The sequence below is a fragment of the Sphingomonas hankookensis genome (assembly GCF_022664465.1).
GTDB lineage: Bacteria > Pseudomonadota > Alphaproteobacteria > Sphingomonadales > Sphingomonadaceae > Sphingomonas > Sphingomonas hankookensis.
The window spans coordinates 504,218-518,394 of sequence record NZ_JAKREV010000001.1 but is presented as its reverse complement, the minus strand read 5'-3'; the positions used below and the strand labels follow the sequence as shown (position 1 = coordinate 518,394).

The following is a 14,177-nucleotide window of genomic DNA, read 5'->3' as shown; positions in this document are numbered from 1 at the left end:
TTCTGGAGCCGGTGGTCCGCGCTGGATAATGGCAGTGGGTCGTTCTACCCTGCCGCATCCCCTGGCGGCGTGGCGAGGTAGCATGGCCGAGAAGCTCGTCTTTCGAACCGGGTGGCCCAAGCGGCTGCTGAGCTGGTTGCTGATACTGGGCGGATCCGCGGCGCTGATCGCGCTGGTGGATGCGATGGCGCGGCACTGGTCGACGTTGCCGGCGACCGAGATCTGGTCGGGCGTGTTCATCGCGCTGTTCATCCTGTGCTTCGTGGCCGGCGGGTTCGCAATTCAGGATTTCCGCTGGAGCATCGACGGCGACGTCATCCGGATACACCGGCTGTACCGGACCACGACGATCGATCTGACGAAGGTCGCGGGGTTCGGCAGGACGGTGTTCGTCATCGGCGTGTTCCCGGTGGCGCATATCGACCTGTACGATGGCCGGTTGCAGCCGATCGCACGCATCCCGATCGATTTCCGCGACCTTCCGCAGGCGGAGACATGGCTGTCGTGGCGCTTCCGTCTGGTCGTCGACGAAGGCAGTGCGGCGTTCCCCAAGCGCCGGTTCGTCGAAGAGGATTGAGCGAGGCGCCAAGCGGTCAGCCGCCGATCCGCACCCACAGTGCGGTCGCGTCGTCGCTGACCTTGAACCGCGGATAGCGCAGGCAGGCGGCATCGTCATTTTCGATCGCGCGGAGTTCGGTGCCGAGGGCGGCGAGGCCCTGCGCCCGGACGGCGGCAAACAGGCTGTGCGCGTCGTGTACGCAGTAGGAGTCGACCAGCGCGACCATGCCGTCGGTCATCAGCAGCAGTTCGTCGCCGACTGAGACATCGAACCGGGTGAGGTTGAGGATCGCCATCGTCTCGGCGGCGTCGATGCCGAGCACGCGTTGGCCGGGACGCGAGCGCGCAATGCGGCGGTCTTCGAGGATCGCCGGGGTCGACAGCCGCGCCGCGCCGACACCGGGGCCAAGCGCCGCTGCCTGCGCACTTTCGCGCGTGCGGTTGGGCGCGGGTGTGCGCCACGTGACCGTGTCGGCGGTGGCGTGCAGGATCGAACAGTCGCTGGCCCAGGCGAGTTCGAGCATGTCGCCGGCGGTCTGCACTGCGGCGAAGGAGGCGCGGGGACGTTCCCACGCGCCCGCCGGCTTACGACGGCGTTCGGCATGATAGCGGGCCTCGACCGTCGCGGCCACCTGCGCGCACACATCGGTCAGGGTGTCGGCATCGGCCGTTGCGAACGCGGTGTCGGCAGTTGCCGCCAGCCACGCCGCGCCCCCCTGTGCGCCGAGCAAGCCGGGCGGCGACAGGTCGGTCGCGCCGTCGATGATCCACGCGCGGCGGGCATTGGTGCCGGCGCGATCGTCGTTCGGGATCGACAGGGTGCCGCACAGGCTGAGCGACTGGAGCAGGTCGAAATGTATGGCGGACCTCATGGCAGCAGCGATGTCAGTCGTTAGCGGCATCGTGTTACGGATTGCCACGGGGTCCGGTCATGGCAGCCATGCAGCGCCGCGTCGTCGTCGATCCGGCGGTGCATTCGCTGGCTGCCGTCATCCGGGCGGGAGCGCAGCCTTCAGACGCCGGGCGATGTCGTCCATTTCGGCGCGGGTCGGATGGTTTCCGGGGTCCGGCAGGGTGTTCGGGATCACATGGAGGTGGAAGTGGCAGACATGCTGGCTGACGGCATTGTTCTGCTGCAACACGAATCCCGTACTGCCCAGCGCACGCTGCTGCGCTGTCGCGACGCGCTTCGCCAACCGCATCAGGGCCAGCGTATCGCGCTCGCCCAGGTCGTACAGGTTGCGCACGGGTGCCTTGGGAAGGATGAGCGCATGGCCGGGACGTTTCCAGTCGAGCGAGACGATCGCGATCATGCGGGCATCTTCGGCGATGATCGATACGAGAAGCTCTTGTCGCAGGATGCGGGCAAAGGGATTGTCGCTGCGATAGGGGGCGGACAGCGGGCAGACGATCGGCTTGTCCGCTTCGGGCTGGTGCTGCGCCGCCAAGGCCATGGTTCCGCCGGTCAGCGTCGCGACCGGGATCAGTCCATGGACGATCGACCTCCACCGCATGGCGTTCCTCCGACGATCCTACCGCAACCCGTCCAGCACCTGATCCGGCGGGCGGTGGCCGTCGGACCAGACGCGGATGTTGGTGATGACCTTTTCGCCCATCGCCACGCGGCCCTCCAGCGTCGCCGATCCCATATGCGGGGTCATCACCACGTTGGGCAGCGACAGCAGGCGCGGGTCGATCGCCGGTTCATGCGCCCAGACGTCGAGGCCCGCGCCGGCGAGGCGGCCGCGTTCCAGTGCGTCGACCAGCGCCTCTTCATCGACGATGCCGCCGCGCGAGGCGTTGATGAGATAGACGTGGCGGCGCAGGCGGGCGAGGCGGCGGGCGTCGAGCAGGTTTTCGCTGTCGGCGTTGCGCGGGGTGTGGATCGTCAGCAGGTCGATCACGCCCAGCATTTCGTCGAGATCGGCGTGCCACGTCGCACCGAGGTCGGCCTCGACCGCTTGCGGAAGGCGGTGGCGGTTGTGATAATGGATGGTCAGGCCGAAGGCGCGGGCGCGGCGGGCGACGGCCTGTCCGATGCGGCCCATGCCGATGATGCCCAGCGCCTTGCCCCCGATGCGGTGGCCGAGCATGCCGCCGGGGCTCCACCCCTTCCACTCGCCGGAGCGGACCAGCTTTTCCCCCTCGGCCAGCCGGCGGGGGACGGCGAGGATCAGCGCCATGACCATGTCGGCGGTATCCTCGGTCAACACGCCCGGCGTGTTGGTGACGAGGATGCGGCGGGCATGCGCCGCCTTCAGATCGATATGGTTCACGCCCGCGCCGTAATTGGCGATCAGGCGCAGGCGGTCGGGCGCGGCGGCAATCAGCGCGGCGTCGATCACGTCGGTGACGGCGGGCACCAGCACGTCGCAATCGGCCATCGCCGCGGCCAGTTCGCCCTGCGACGGGGCATGATCGTCCTGGTTGAAGACGGTGTCGAACAGCGTCGCCATCCGCCCCTCGGTCGCCGCCGGCAGCCGCCGCGTCACCTGTACTCGGGGTGTGCGGGGCGGGGGGGATGCTGCTGCCATGGCGCAGGATTGGCGGCTGGCGTTGGCCGCGTCAACGGCTTGCCGCGAGGGGGCGCTTGCCGATAGAGCTTGGGTTCAGACGAATGGGGACGATATCATGCGCTTAGGGAGGCAATCGATCGCGGTGGCGGCGGTGCTGACGATGCTGGCGGCGGGACCGGCGGAGGCACAGCGTCGCAAGCCGCCTTATTATGCGTCGATCGCGGCGGGCGAGGCGCGGATGCGCAGCGGGCCGGGCAAGAATTACCCGACGCAATGGGTCTATCGCCGTGCAGACATGCCGATCAAGGTCGTCGACATCTATCAGGACTGGCGCCGGGTCGAGGACCCCGACGGTACGCGTGGATGGTTGCAGGTCGGGCTGTTGAGCGACCGCCGCACCGGCTTCGTCGGGCGCGAGGTGCTGGAACTGCGCGCGTCGCCGCAGGCCGGCGCGCCGGTGGTGTGGCGTGCGGCGCCGGGCGTGGTCGGGCGGCTGTCGCGGTGCAACGGGGCGTGGTGCTTCTTCGATGTGAAGGGGCGTGGCGGCTATGTCGAGCAGGCAAGGTTGTGGGGGGTCGATCCGGGGGATACGATGTAGCGTCTCCTCGCGAACCCGCCATCGTATCCCCGCGCAGGCGGGGATCCAGAGCCAAGCCAATCGACGGTGGCGATCGTGACCCTGGACCCCCGCCTGCGCGGGGGTACGGTTTCTGCTCGGCCACCCACCAAACTCAACCATTTACCTCCGCCCGAGCTGCGGCGATAACAACTGATACGATCGGCGCATTGGCGGCGGATACGGATACGGGGCATTATGGTGAAATGGTTGATGGGAGCGGCGTTGCTGGCAATGGGAACGGCAGGCATGGCGGGTGAGCCGGCGGCGCCGGCCGGGGCGAGTGAACCGGCAAAGTCGAGCGACCTGACGCTGGAGCGGGTGTTCGCCAGCCCCGACCTGAACGGCAGCCAGCCACAGAATTTGAAGCTCTCGCCCGACGGCAAATACGTCACGCTGCTGCGCAACCGCGCCGACGAGCGCGAGCGGTTCGACCTGTGGGCGATGGACACGACCACCCGCGAATGGCGGATGCTGGTCGATTCGAAGAAGGTCGGCACCGGTGCCGCTTTGTCCGAAGCGGAGAAGATGCAGCGCGAACGCGACCGTTCGCTGACCGGCAAGCGCGGCATCCTCGCCTATGACTGGGCGCCCGATGGCAAGTCGATCCTCGTGCCACTCGATGGCGACCTGTATCTCGCCTCGATCGACGGGACTGTCCGCCGGCTGACCAATAGCGAGAGTGGCGAGCTGAACCCGGTGGTCAGTCCGGAGGGCAACTATGTCAGCTTCGTGCGCGACCAGAATCTCGTCGCGCTGGACCTGAAGACCGGCAAGGAAATCGCACTCACCACCGAGGGCAAGGACACGGTCCATTTCGGCGAGGCGGAGTTCGTCGCGCAGGAGGAAATGAACCGCCGCACCGGCTATTGGTGGTCGCCCGACGACCGGATGGTCGCGGTGCAGCGCTTCGACGAGGCGCCAGTCGGCATCGTCACCCGTTCGGCGATCGGGGCCGAGGGGACGAGCATCTACCAGCAGCGTTACCCGAAGGCGGGCACGCCGAACGTGCTGGTCGAGCTGTATGTGATGCGGCCGGACGGGTCGGGCAAGGTGAAGGTCGATCTGGGCAGCGACCCCGACATCTATCTGGCGCGGGTCGACTGGACGTCGGATGGTAAGGCGTTGCTGGTGCAGCGGCAGAACCGGGCGCAGACGACGCTCGACATGCTGCGCGTCGATCCGGCGACGGGCAAGGCGACCGTGCTGTTCACCGAGAAGTCGGGGCCGAAGAGCTGGGTCAACCTGTCCGACGCCTATCATGCGATGAAGGACGGCAGCCTGATCTGGTGGTCGGAGCGTGACGGATACGGCCATCTGTACCGTTGGAAGGCGGGCAAGTGGACGCAGCTGACCAAGGGACCATGGATGGTCGCCGATCTGGCGGGCGTCGACGAGGCGAAGGGCCGCGTCTATTTCCTCGCCAACAAGGACGATGCGCTCGAGCGGCAGCTGTACCGCGTCGATCTGGCCAAGCCGGGTGCCGTCACGCGGATGACGGAGGCGGGCTGGTCGTACAGCGCGTCGATGGATGGCAAGGCATCGCGGCTGATCGTCACGCGCTCCAACCCCGACCAGCCGGCGCAGACCTATCTGGCCGATGCCTCCGCCAAGCGGATCGCGTGGATCAACGAGAATGCGCTGACCGGCGATCACCCCTATGCGCCCTATGTCGCCAGTCATCGCCCGACCCAGTTCGGGGAGATCAAGGCGGCCGACGGATCGGTGCTGCACTGGAACATGATCACGCCGAAGCTGGAGCCGGGCAAGCGCTACCCGGTGTTCTTCTCGCACTATGGCGGCCCGGGCAGTCAGGTCGTGCGTCGGGCGTGGGGCGGGGCACTGCGCCAGTATCTGGTCGATCAGGGATGGATCTGGTTCGAGATCGACAATCGCGGATCGCCCGAGCGCGGCAAGGCGTTCGAGGACCAGATTTTCCGCGCGATGGGATCGGTCGAGGTCGAGGACCAGATCGCCGGTGCCAACTATCTCAAGACGCTGCCGTTCGTCGCGCCGAACAAGATCGCGACCTATGGCTGGTCGTACGGCGGCTATATGACGCTGAAGATGCTGGAAAAGGCACCCGGCGTGTTCGCCGCCGGCGTGTCGGGTGCGCCGGTATCGCGCTGGGAACTGTACGACACCCATTATACCGAACGCTATATGGGTGATCCGGGGCAGGTGCCCGAAGCCTATGCGACGTCGGCGACGGTGCCCGATGCGGCGAAGATCAAGGACCCGCTGCTGCTGATCCACGGCATGGCCGACGATAACGTCGTGCTGGAACATTCGACGGCGATGATGGCGGCGATGCAGAAGTCGGGTACGCCGTTCGAGCTGATGCTCTATCCCGGACAGACTCACCGCGTCGGCGGTCCGGGGGTCAGCGAGCATCTGTGGAAGACGATCCTGAACTTCCTCGACCGGCAGGTGAAGGACAAGAAGTAACCGGGTTTTGCCACCGTGATGCCGATGCGTTGCGGCGGTGCGACTTTACAAAAGGTGCGAAACGGCTATTCCGCGCGCAAGATTTGATCGCGGAGAAGCTAAGTGGGTTATCGGGTAGTCGTCGCGGGCGCGACCGGCAATGTCGGGCGCGAGATGCTGAACATCCTGGCGGAGCGGGAGTTTCCGATCGACGATCTGGCGGTGCTGGCGTCGTCGCGCTCGGCCGGCGAGATGGCCGATTTCGGCGAGACCGGCAAGCAGTACAAGATTCAGAACATCGAGCATTTCGATCCCGCCGGCTGGGACATGGCGCTGTTCGCGATCGGCAGCGAGGCGACCGCCGTCTATGCGCCGAAGTTCGCCGCCGCCGGCTGCACCGTGATCGACAATTCGTCGCTGTACCGCATGGACCCCGACGTGCCGCTGATCGTGCCGGAGGTGAACCCGGAGGCGATCGACGGCTATCGCGCCAAGAACATCATCGCCAACCCGAACTGCTCGACCGCGCAGATGGTCGTGGCCCTCAAGCCGATCCACGACGCCGCGAAGATCACCCGCGTCGTCGTCGCCACGTACCAATCGGTGTCGGGCGCGGGCAAGGCGGGGATGGACGAGCTGTTCGAACAGAGCCGCAACATCTTCGTCGGCGACAGCGCCGAGCCGAAGAAGTTCACCAAGCAGATCGCGTTCAACGTGATCCCGCACATCGACAGCTTCCTCGACGACGGGTCGACCAAGGAAGAGTGGAAGATGGTGGTCGAGACCAAGAAGATCCTCGATCCCAAGATCAAGGTCATCGCGACCTGCGTCCGCGTGCCGGTGTTCGTCGGCCATTCCGAAGCGATCAATATCGAGATGGAGAACGAACTGTCGGCCGAGGACGCGCAGAAGATCCTGCGCGAGGCGCCCGGCATCATGCTGATCGACAAGCGCGAGGACGGCGGATACGCGACGCCGATCGAATGCGTCGGCGACTTCGCGACCTATGTCAGCCGCGTGCGGGAGGATTCGACCGTCGAAAACGGTCTCGCGCTGTGGTGCGTGTCGGACAATCTGCGCAAGGGTGCCGCGCTGAACGCGGTGCAGATTGCGGAATTGCTGGGTCGTCGCCACCTGAAAAAGGACTGAGCCGTACGATAGCGTACCTGCTTTTCCAGTCGGTTACGCCCACTCCTAACGAAGCGCTAACCAATAGCGTCCATATTTTGCGTATGGATATGGACGGCATCCAGGACAATGCGCTCTATTGGGGCGCGTGGGCGGCGATCTGTCGATCGCAGGCGGTCATCGAGTTCGCGCTCGATGGCCGTATCCTGTGGGCCAACGACGCGTTCCTCGACACGATGGGCTATACGCTGGCGGACGTGCGCGGGGCGCATCACCGGATGTTCTGTACCCCGCAGGATGCGGCCTCCAGCGACTATAGTGCGTTCTGGCGGAAGCTGGCGGGGGGCGCGTTCGACAGCGGGCTGTACCGTCGGCTCGACCGGCGGGGCGGCGAAGTCTGGCTGCAGGCGACCTATAATCCGGTGCTCGACGGTGCGGGGCACCCGATCAAGATCGTCAAGATCGCGACCGACATGACGCGGCAGGTGCTGCTGGAACGCGAGGTGCAGGCTCGGCTGGCCGAGGGGCAGCGGTTCCGCGACCGGCTGGAGGAGCAGGCCGGGGCGTTGCGACTGGTCATGTCGCAACTGGCGGGGATCGTCACCGCGATCGGCGACATCACCGCACAGACGCGGCTGGTGGCGCTCAACGCCGCGATCGAGGCGGCACGGGCGGGCGAGGCGGGCAGCGGGTTCGCGGTGGTCGCGCGCGAGGTGAAGTCGCTGTCGGACGACATTCGTAGCGCCACCGAACGCGCCGCGGCGATGCTGCGGGAGCATGGGCCAGGGACGGCGATCGCGGCGTAGGCGCGGTGTCGAGGTTCGACGACGTTCGGATTTGCGTCACCCCGGACCTGGTCGAGAAGAAGCGGGACCCCGGATCAAGTCCGGGTGACGTGCCTTGACTGGCTGGTGACGCGTTTCGACGGCGGACGGCGGCGTTGCGTGCCTGCTCGATCGGTCCGATCAATAGCCCGTATAACGCCCCGGACGGTGCCACGCGATCAGGATACCGCTGATCGCCGCGGCGCTCAGTGCCGACCAGCCGACCTGCACGGGGGCGACGACCGCGAACGACGCGGCGAGGATGGCGAGATCGATCGCGATCTGCGTCCGCCCGGCGTTCCAGCCACGGGTGCGTTGCAGCCACAGCGTCACCACCCCGGTACCGCCGACACCGGCATCGTGCCGCGCAAGCGCAAGGATACCCATGCCGATCACCGTGCCGCCGGCGATCGCGGCAAAGGCGGGATGTACCTCGACGATGCGCAGGCCATAGCGTGCCATGGTCGAGAACAGCGCGATCCCGCCATTGACCGCGATCGTCCGCCACATGAAGCGCGACCCCATCGCCCGCCGGGAAAACAGGAAGAAGGGGATGTTGATGAGCGTGAACAGCATGCCGGTCGGCAGGGGGACGAGGTAGGACACCAGCAGCGCGACCCCGGCAATACCGCCGGTCACCAGCCCCGCGGCGTGGAGCAGCGCGAGGCCGAGCGCGATCATGACACAGCCGACGACGATGGCGTAAACGTCTTCGGAACGGCTGTGCGGTACGGCGCTATGGGGCAGGGCGGGGGCGATGATGGCGGTCTCCGGTCGGGCCGGCATCCTTCCCCTAATGCTGTCATATTGTTGCGCGAGCCATTAGCGCGGTTCGCTGCGGCGGTGAAGTGACAAAACGGGGTCGGGTACGTCTCGACACCCGCCGACCCGCCGCCCATATCGCCCACTCCCTCTGTACCAAGGAAAAGGCAGCATCGTGGACCAGCCCAGCGTCACCACCCATCGTTTCGCCAGCTTCGACGGGGTCGAGATCGCGTGGAGCGAGGTGGGCGCGGGGCGACCGGTGGTGCTGATCCACGGATATTTCAGCGACGCGCAGACCAACTGGATCAAATATGGCCATGCGGCGAAGATCGCGGCGCTTGGCCGGCGGGTCATCATGCCCGATCTGCGCGCGCACGGGCTGAGCGCGCGGCCGCATGGCGCGGAGGCTTATCCCGCCGATGCGCTGGCGAAGGACGGCATGGCGCTGCTCACGCATCTGGAGCTGACCGATTACGACCTGGGCGGCTATTCGCTGGGCGCGCGGACGGCGGTGCGGATGCTGACGATGGGGGCAAATCCGGGCAAGCTGGTGCTGAGCGGCATGGGGCTGGAAGGGTTGCTCGACACCGGGCGGCGCGCGGCGCATTTCCGACGCATCCTGACCAATCTCGGCAGTTTCGAGCGCGGGTCGCCCGAATGGATGGCGGAGGCGTTCCTGAAGACCACCGGGGGTGATCCGGTGGCGTTGCTGGGGGTGCTCGACACGTTCGTCGATACGTCGCGCAAGGAACTGGCGGCGATCCGGCAGCCGGTGCTGGTGCTGGCGGGGGAAGAGGACGACGATAATGGCAGCCACGCGGCGCTGGCCGAACTATTGCCCGATGCGCGATTGGTCGAGACGCCGGGGAACCATATGAGCGCGGTGGTGAAGCGCGAGCTGGGCGACGCGATCGCGGGTTTTTTGGCGTAACGTCCTCCCCGGCACGGGGAGGGGAGACCAGCGAAGCTGGTGGAGGGGGGTGTCCCGCTCACCACGGTTGCGTTGCGCGGCGATCCCCCTCCACCACCGCTACGCGGCGGTTCCCCTCCCCGTGCCGGGGAGGATTTCTACTTCACCGGCTGCTCATACTGTTCCAGCACCCAATCCTCCTCCTGCGCAGCGGCGATCCAGTCCTGCATCCAGGGGTGGTTGATCAGGGTGATGATGTACCCCATCGCGAAGCGAGGGCAGGGGAGCGAATAGGTGACGATGCGCGTCGCCACGGGCGCGAACATGATGTCCGCCGCACCGAACTCCCCGAACAGGAAATCGCCGCCTTGGCCGAAGCGGGCCCGCGCCTGCGCCCACAGCTCGTAGATGCGCGACAGGTCGGCCAGCACATCGTCGTCGGGCTGCGTCGGGTCATAGACCTGGCGGACGTTCATGCTGTGCTTGCGGCGCAGCGGCGCAAAGCCCGAATGCATCTCCGCTGCCATCGACCGCGCCATCGCGCGCGCGGCCGGATCGGCCGGCCAGAATTTATCGCCGCCCGATTTCTCGTTCAGATATTCGACGATTGCCAGGCTGTCCCACACGACGATGTCGTCGCCGTCCCACAGGATCGGGACCTTGCCCGACGACGGTGCGAACTCGTCGCCCTCGCGTCGTTTGTCCCAGTCGGCGTCGTAGAGCGGCACGACGACCTCTTCGAACGACAGGCCCGACAGCTTGGCCGCCAGCCAGCCGCGCAGCGACCAGGAGGAATAGGCCTTGTTCCCGATGATGAGCTTCAGCATGGGCCGGGTCGTGCCACGGGGCGGCGGGGCTGTCGACCCCATCGGAACCGCAGGCGAAACGATCCGTTGCCAGCGCCATGGCGGAAAACGAAAAGAGCGGTGATCCGCAGAGCGTCGGCGATGTGCTCGATCGCCTGCAGGAACTGGGCGACGATGCCGGTGGCGACAAGGTTCGGCTGGGCGACATGCTCGAGGCGATGGGCCACCGCGCCTATGGGCCGTTCCTGATCGTACTGCCGATGATCGAGATTTCGCCGGTTGGTGGCATTCCCGGCCTGCCGACCGCACTGGCAGCGGTCCTTGCTTTGCTGGCCATCCAGTTGGTGCTCGGGCGAGAGCATTTGTGGCTGCCGGGGTTTCTCGCCAATCGCGGGATGAAGGGCGGCAATCTGCAAAAGGTGGTCGAGAAGGGGCGCCCGATCGCCAGGCGGATGGACAAGTGGTTTCACGGCCGGATGCCCGCACTGACGAAGGGACCGATGGTCAAGGTTGCCGGGGTCGCGGTGCTGCTGCTGTGCCTGACGGTGCCGCCGCTCGAGCTGTTGCCCTTTGCCAGCACCGCGCCGATGGCGGCGATCATGGCGTTCGGTATCGCACTGCTGGTGCGCGACGGGGTGTTGATGATCGTCGCGTGTGCGCTGTCGGTGGGTGCGGTGGCGCTGGGGGCGGGGTTGTTCGTGTCGAAGCAGGGGTAGCAGCGGCGCGATCGTCAGGCTTGCTGGATTTCGCGCAACCGGACCACGCCTCCGTCGTCGCTCCTGCGAAGGCGGGAGTCCCTATGCGCTGACGTTGCACCTTGCATCGGAAGGTCAGCGGGTATGGATTCCCGCCTTCGCGGGAATGATGGGGGAGTTTCGCCGCGCTTCATCCACACGTCACCGCAGCGCAGGCTGCGGTCTCCATGGGGCGGGTGCTGCGCTTGCCAACTGGGAGACACCAGCCTGCGCTGGGGTGACGTGGTTGGCGGGCGAAGGCCTACCCGATCGACTCGATCACCGCCGCGCGCAGTTCGGCGATGCCCATGCCCTTTTCGCTCGACGTCGAGATGACGTCGGGGTGCGCCGCCGGGCGCTTGCGAACCTCGTCGCCGACCGCGGCGTAGACGTCCTCCAGTTCGGTCGCCTTGATCTTGTCGGTCTTGGTCAGGACGATGCGGTAGCTGGTCGCCGCCTTGTCCAGCATCTCGAACACCTCGCGATCGACATCCTTGATGCCGTGGCGCGAATCGATCAGCACTAGGGTGCGCTTCAGCACCTGCCGCCCCCGCAGGTAATCGTTCACCAGATAGCGCCACTTGCGGACCATGTCCTTGGGCGCCTTGGCAAAGCCATAGCCCGGCATGTCGACCAGCCGCAGTTTCAGCGGCGTGCCGATGTCGAAAAAGTTCAGCTCCTGCGTCCGCCCCGGCGTGACCGAGGTCCGCGCCAGCGAGGTGCGGCCGGTCAGCGCGTTGAGCAGCGACGACTTGCCGACGTTGGAGCGGCCGGCGAACGCGATTTCGGGCACGTCGGGCGGGGGCAGATGCTCCAGTGACGGCGCGGACTTCAGGAACTGGATCGGCCCCGCAAAGATCTTGCGCGCCGCTTCGACCTGTTCGGGGTCGAAGCGCTCGTCGCCCGGCGGTGGAGGGGGCAGGTCGTTCACTTGGCCGGTGCCTGCTTGAGCGCCGGATGCCGCGAATAGAGCAGCTGCTGCTGTGCGATGGTCAGCAGGTTCGACGTGATCCAGTACACCTGCAACCCGACCGCGAACGGGGCCATGATGAACATCAGCACCCATGGCATCAGCCCGAAGACCTGCTTCTGCATGTCGTCCATCGGCGCCGGGTTCAGCTTGAACTGGAAATACATCGAGATGCCGAGCAGCACCGGCACGATGCCGATCGCGAGGAAGTGCGGCGGCGTGAAGTCGAGATAGCCGAACAGGTTCAGGATCGTCGCCGGATCGGGCGCGGACAGATCCTTGATCCAGCCGACGAACGGCTGGTGCCGCATCTCGATGGTCAGCAACAGCACCTTGTACAGCGCGTAGAAGATCGGAATCTGGATCAGCGTCGGCAGACAGCCGGCGACCGGGTTGACCTTCTCCGTCTTGTACAGCGCCATCATCTCCTGCTGGAGGCGCGGCTTGTCGTCCTTGTAGCGTTCCTGCAGCACCTTCAGCTTGGGCTGGATCGCGCGCATCGCCGCCATCGAGGCGAACTGGCGCTGGGCGATCGGGAACATCAGGCCGCGGATGGTCAACGTCAGCAGGATGATCGCGACGCCGAAATTGCCGACCATGCGGAACAGCCAGTCGAGATAGGTGAAGATCGGTTCCTCGACGATGCGGAACCAGCCCCAGTCGATCGACCGCGAGAAATAGGGCACGCCCTGTTCCTCATAAGCATTGAGCAGCTTGTTTTCCTTGGCACCGGCGAAGAAGCGCGCGCTTTGCGTCATCGCCTGACCCGGCGCGAGTGTGGCGAGGGTCGGCGAGCGATAATCCGCCTGGTGGCGCTGGTCGCCGCCCTTCAACGACAGGCCGTGCTGGACGTTCTGATCGGGGATCAGCGCGGTCATCCAGTAATGGTCGGTGAAGCCGAGCCAGCCGCCCTTCGTGTTGAAGGTCGTCGGCGCGGCGTCGATATCCTTGTAATCGACGTCGAACTTCACGCCGTTGCCCGCTTCGTAGATCGGGCCGACCTGGATCGTCATCGTATCCTTGTCGACCGGCGCGCCGCGGCGGCTGAGCAGGCCATAGGTCGCGACCTGCACCGGCTGCGCACCGGTGTTCACGACGCTCTGGCGGATGGTGAACATATAGCCGCTGTCGACCGAAATCTGCATCAGGTAGCGCTGGCTGCCCGACTGGGTCGTCAGCGTCACCGGGGTCTGCGGGGTCAGCCTGGTGCCGCTGGCGGTCCACAGCGCATCGGCGGGCGGGGGCGTGATGCCGGTGCCGCTCCAGCCGAACTGCGCGAAATAGGCGTCGGCCGTGCCCGAGGGCGACAGCAGGCGGACCGGCGGCGAATCCTTGGCGATGGTTTCCTTGTGCTTGACCAGCACGAGGTCGTCGATCCGCCCGCCGCGCAGGTTGATCGAGCCCTGTACCGCCGGCGTGTCGATCACCACCCGCGGGGTTTCGCGCAGGACGATCGCCCGGTCGCGAATCGCGTTCGCGGTGTCGGCGGCCGGATCGGTCGCGGGGTTGGCGACGGGCTTGCTTTTGCCGTCCTCCAGCTTCGTCACCGGAGGATTGGCGGCCGGGAAGAAATGGTTGGCGATATACGGCCAGCCGAACAGCACCAGCGCAGCCAGTACCGCGAACAGCAGGAAATTCTTCTGGTCGTTCTTCACGCGAGTTCCTCAGGCGTCAGTCTCAAGGCACGGGATCGTGGCCGTGCCCGCCCCAGGGATGGCAGCGCGCGATACGTTTCGCGGCCAGCCAGCCCCCCTTGATCGCGCCATAGCGGGCAATGGCGGTGATTGCATAGGCCGAACAGGAAGGTTGATAGCGGCACGAGGGAGGCAGGATCAGCGACGGTCCCAATTGCCACGCCCGTGCGACGAGCATCAGTGCACGGGCGGCGATGCCCGGACGGGGGGCGTCGTCTGCAGCCGGGCC

At 66.3% G+C, this 14,177-nt stretch carries 15 protein-coding genes; 7 read left to right on the top strand and 8 right to left on the bottom strand.

The window, feature by feature from the left end; translation table 11 throughout:
- The first annotated feature begins 82 nt into the window (after positions 1–82).
- Positions 83–577: a hypothetical protein gene (locus MF610_RS02405; protein ID WP_242192502.1), complete on the top strand. Its 495-nt coding sequence runs from the start codon at positions 83–85 to the stop codon at positions 575–577.
- Positions 578–593: 16 nt separating this feature from the next.
- Here the strand turns inward: MF610_RS02405 and MF610_RS02400 are convergent, their stop codons facing one another.
- The 3 genes from MF610_RS02400 to MF610_RS02390 all read right to left on the bottom strand — a co-directional run bounded on the left by MF610_RS02400 (position 594) and on the right by MF610_RS02390 (position 3,092).
- Positions 594–1,430: a hypothetical protein gene (locus MF610_RS02400; RefSeq protein ID WP_242192501.1), complete on the bottom strand. Its 837-nt coding sequence runs from the start codon at positions 1,428–1,430 to the stop codon at positions 594–596.
- A gap of 117 nt (positions 1,431–1,547) precedes the next feature.
- Positions 1,548–2,072 (bottom strand): HIT family protein, encoded by a 525-nt coding sequence (locus MF610_RS02395; protein WP_242192500.1) that lies wholly within the window; start codon positions 2,070–2,072, stop codon positions 1,548–1,550.
- 18 nt (positions 2,073–2,090) lie between these two features.
- Complete coding sequence (locus MF610_RS02390) at positions 2,091–3,092, bottom strand: 2-hydroxyacid dehydrogenase (RefSeq protein ID WP_242192499.1); 1,002 nt, start codon at positions 3,090–3,092, stop codon at positions 2,091–2,093.
- 97 nt (positions 3,093–3,189) lie between these two features.
- On the opposite strand from MF610_RS02390, the gene MF610_RS02385 reads away from it, so the two are divergent.
- From MF610_RS02385 to MF610_RS02370, 4 genes are all read left to right on the top strand, one after another.
- Positions 3,190–3,672, top strand: coding sequence for an SH3 domain-containing protein (locus tag MF610_RS02385; protein WP_242192498.1), 483 nt, complete (start codon positions 3,190–3,192; stop codon positions 3,670–3,672).
- A 267-nt stretch (positions 3,673–3,939) separates the two neighbouring features.
- Entirely contained in the window at positions 3,940–6,138 is a 2,199-nt protein-coding gene (locus MF610_RS02380) for a S9 family peptidase (protein WP_242193560.1), read from the top strand.
- A gap of 102 nt (positions 6,139–6,240) precedes the next feature.
- Positions 6,241–7,266 carry an aspartate-semialdehyde dehydrogenase gene (locus MF610_RS02375; protein ID WP_242192497.1) on the top strand — a complete coding sequence of 342 codons (1,026 nt, stop codon included), beginning with the start codon at positions 6,241–6,243 and terminating at the stop codon, positions 7,264–7,266.
- An 83-nt stretch (positions 7,267–7,349) separates the two neighbouring features.
- Positions 7,350–8,051: a methyl-accepting chemotaxis protein gene (locus tag MF610_RS02370; protein ID WP_242192496.1), complete on the top strand. Its 702-nt coding sequence runs from the start codon at positions 7,350–7,352 to the stop codon at positions 8,049–8,051.
- Between the two features lie 159 nt (positions 8,052–8,210).
- Here the strand turns inward: MF610_RS02370 and MF610_RS02365 are convergent, their stop codons facing one another.
- Positions 8,211–8,855: a DUF6198 family protein gene (locus tag MF610_RS02365; RefSeq protein ID WP_242192495.1), complete on the bottom strand. Its 645-nt coding sequence runs from the start codon at positions 8,853–8,855 to the stop codon at positions 8,211–8,213.
- 148 nt (positions 8,856–9,003) lie between these two features.
- On the opposite strand from MF610_RS02365, the gene MF610_RS02360 reads away from it, so the two are divergent.
- Positions 9,004–9,765 carry an alpha/beta fold hydrolase gene (locus tag MF610_RS02360; protein ID WP_242193559.1) on the top strand — a complete coding sequence of 254 codons (762 nt, stop codon included), beginning with the start codon at positions 9,004–9,006 and terminating at the stop codon, positions 9,763–9,765.
- Positions 9,766–9,902: 137 nt separating this feature from the next.
- Here MF610_RS02360 and MF610_RS02355 read toward each other — a convergent pair whose 3' ends face one another.
- Positions 9,903–10,568: a glutathione S-transferase family protein gene (locus MF610_RS02355; protein ID WP_380870657.1), complete on the bottom strand. Its 666-nt coding sequence runs from the start codon at positions 10,566–10,568 to the stop codon at positions 9,903–9,905.
- An 80-nt stretch (positions 10,569–10,648) separates the two neighbouring features.
- Between MF610_RS02355 and MF610_RS02350 the strand changes: the two genes are divergently transcribed.
- Positions 10,649–11,266: an exopolysaccharide biosynthesis protein gene (locus MF610_RS02350; RefSeq protein ID WP_242192493.1), complete on the top strand. Its 618-nt coding sequence runs from the start codon at positions 10,649–10,651 to the stop codon at positions 11,264–11,266.
- 280 nt (positions 11,267–11,546) lie between these two features.
- On the opposite strand, the gene yihA is transcribed toward MF610_RS02350, so the two are convergent.
- Genes yihA through yidD form a run of 3 tightly spaced genes read right to left on the bottom strand, consistent with a single transcriptional unit; the run spans position 11,547 to position 14,144 of the window.
- On the bottom strand, positions 11,547–12,215 hold the full coding sequence (gene yihA / locus MF610_RS02345; protein ID WP_242192492.1) for a ribosome biogenesis GTP-binding protein YihA/YsxC: 669 nt from the start codon (positions 12,213–12,215) through the stop codon (positions 11,547–11,549).
- The gene (gene yidC, locus MF610_RS02340) at positions 12,212–13,909 is read right to left on the bottom strand and encodes a membrane protein insertase YidC (RefSeq protein WP_242192491.1); all 1,698 of its coding nucleotides are present in this window, start codon (positions 13,907–13,909) and stop codon (positions 12,212–12,214) included. The genes yihA and yidC overlap by 4 nt, the downstream gene beginning before the upstream one ends.
- 22 nt (positions 13,910–13,931) lie before the next feature.
- Positions 13,932–14,144, bottom strand: a complete 213-nt coding sequence (gene yidD / locus MF610_RS02335; RefSeq protein ID WP_242193558.1) for a membrane protein insertion efficiency factor YidD — start codon at positions 14,142–14,144, stop codon at positions 13,932–13,934.
- Positions 14,145–14,177 lie beyond the last annotated feature (33 nt).

Coding starts and splice junctions, on each gene's coding strand:
- MF610_RS02405 (WP_242192502.1), top strand. CDS start 83: ATGGCCGAGAAGCTCGTCTTTCGAACCGGGTGGCCCAAGCGGCTGCTG.
- MF610_RS02400 (WP_242192501.1), bottom strand. CDS start 1,430: ATGAGGTCCGCCATACATTTCGACCTGCTCCAGTCGCTCAGCCTGTGC.
- MF610_RS02395 (WP_242192500.1), bottom strand. CDS start 2,072: ATGCGGTGGAGGTCGATCGTCCATGGACTGATCCCGGTCGCGACGCTG.
- MF610_RS02390 (WP_242192499.1), bottom strand. CDS start 3,092: ATGGCAGCAGCATCCCCCCCGCCCCGCACACCCCGAGTACAGGTGACG.
- MF610_RS02385 (WP_242192498.1), top strand. CDS start 3,190: ATGCGCTTAGGGAGGCAATCGATCGCGGTGGCGGCGGTGCTGACGATG.
- MF610_RS02380 (WP_242193560.1), top strand. CDS start 3,940: ATGGCGGGTGAGCCGGCGGCGCCGGCCGGGGCGAGTGAACCGGCAAAG.
- MF610_RS02370 (WP_242192496.1), top strand. CDS start 7,350: ATGGATATGGACGGCATCCAGGACAATGCGCTCTATTGGGGCGCGTGG.
- MF610_RS02365 (WP_242192495.1), bottom strand. CDS start 8,855: ATGCCGGCCCGACCGGAGACCGCCATCATCGCCCCCGCCCTGCCCCAT.
- MF610_RS02350 (WP_242192493.1), top strand. CDS start 10,649: ATGGCGGAAAACGAAAAGAGCGGTGATCCGCAGAGCGTCGGCGATGTG.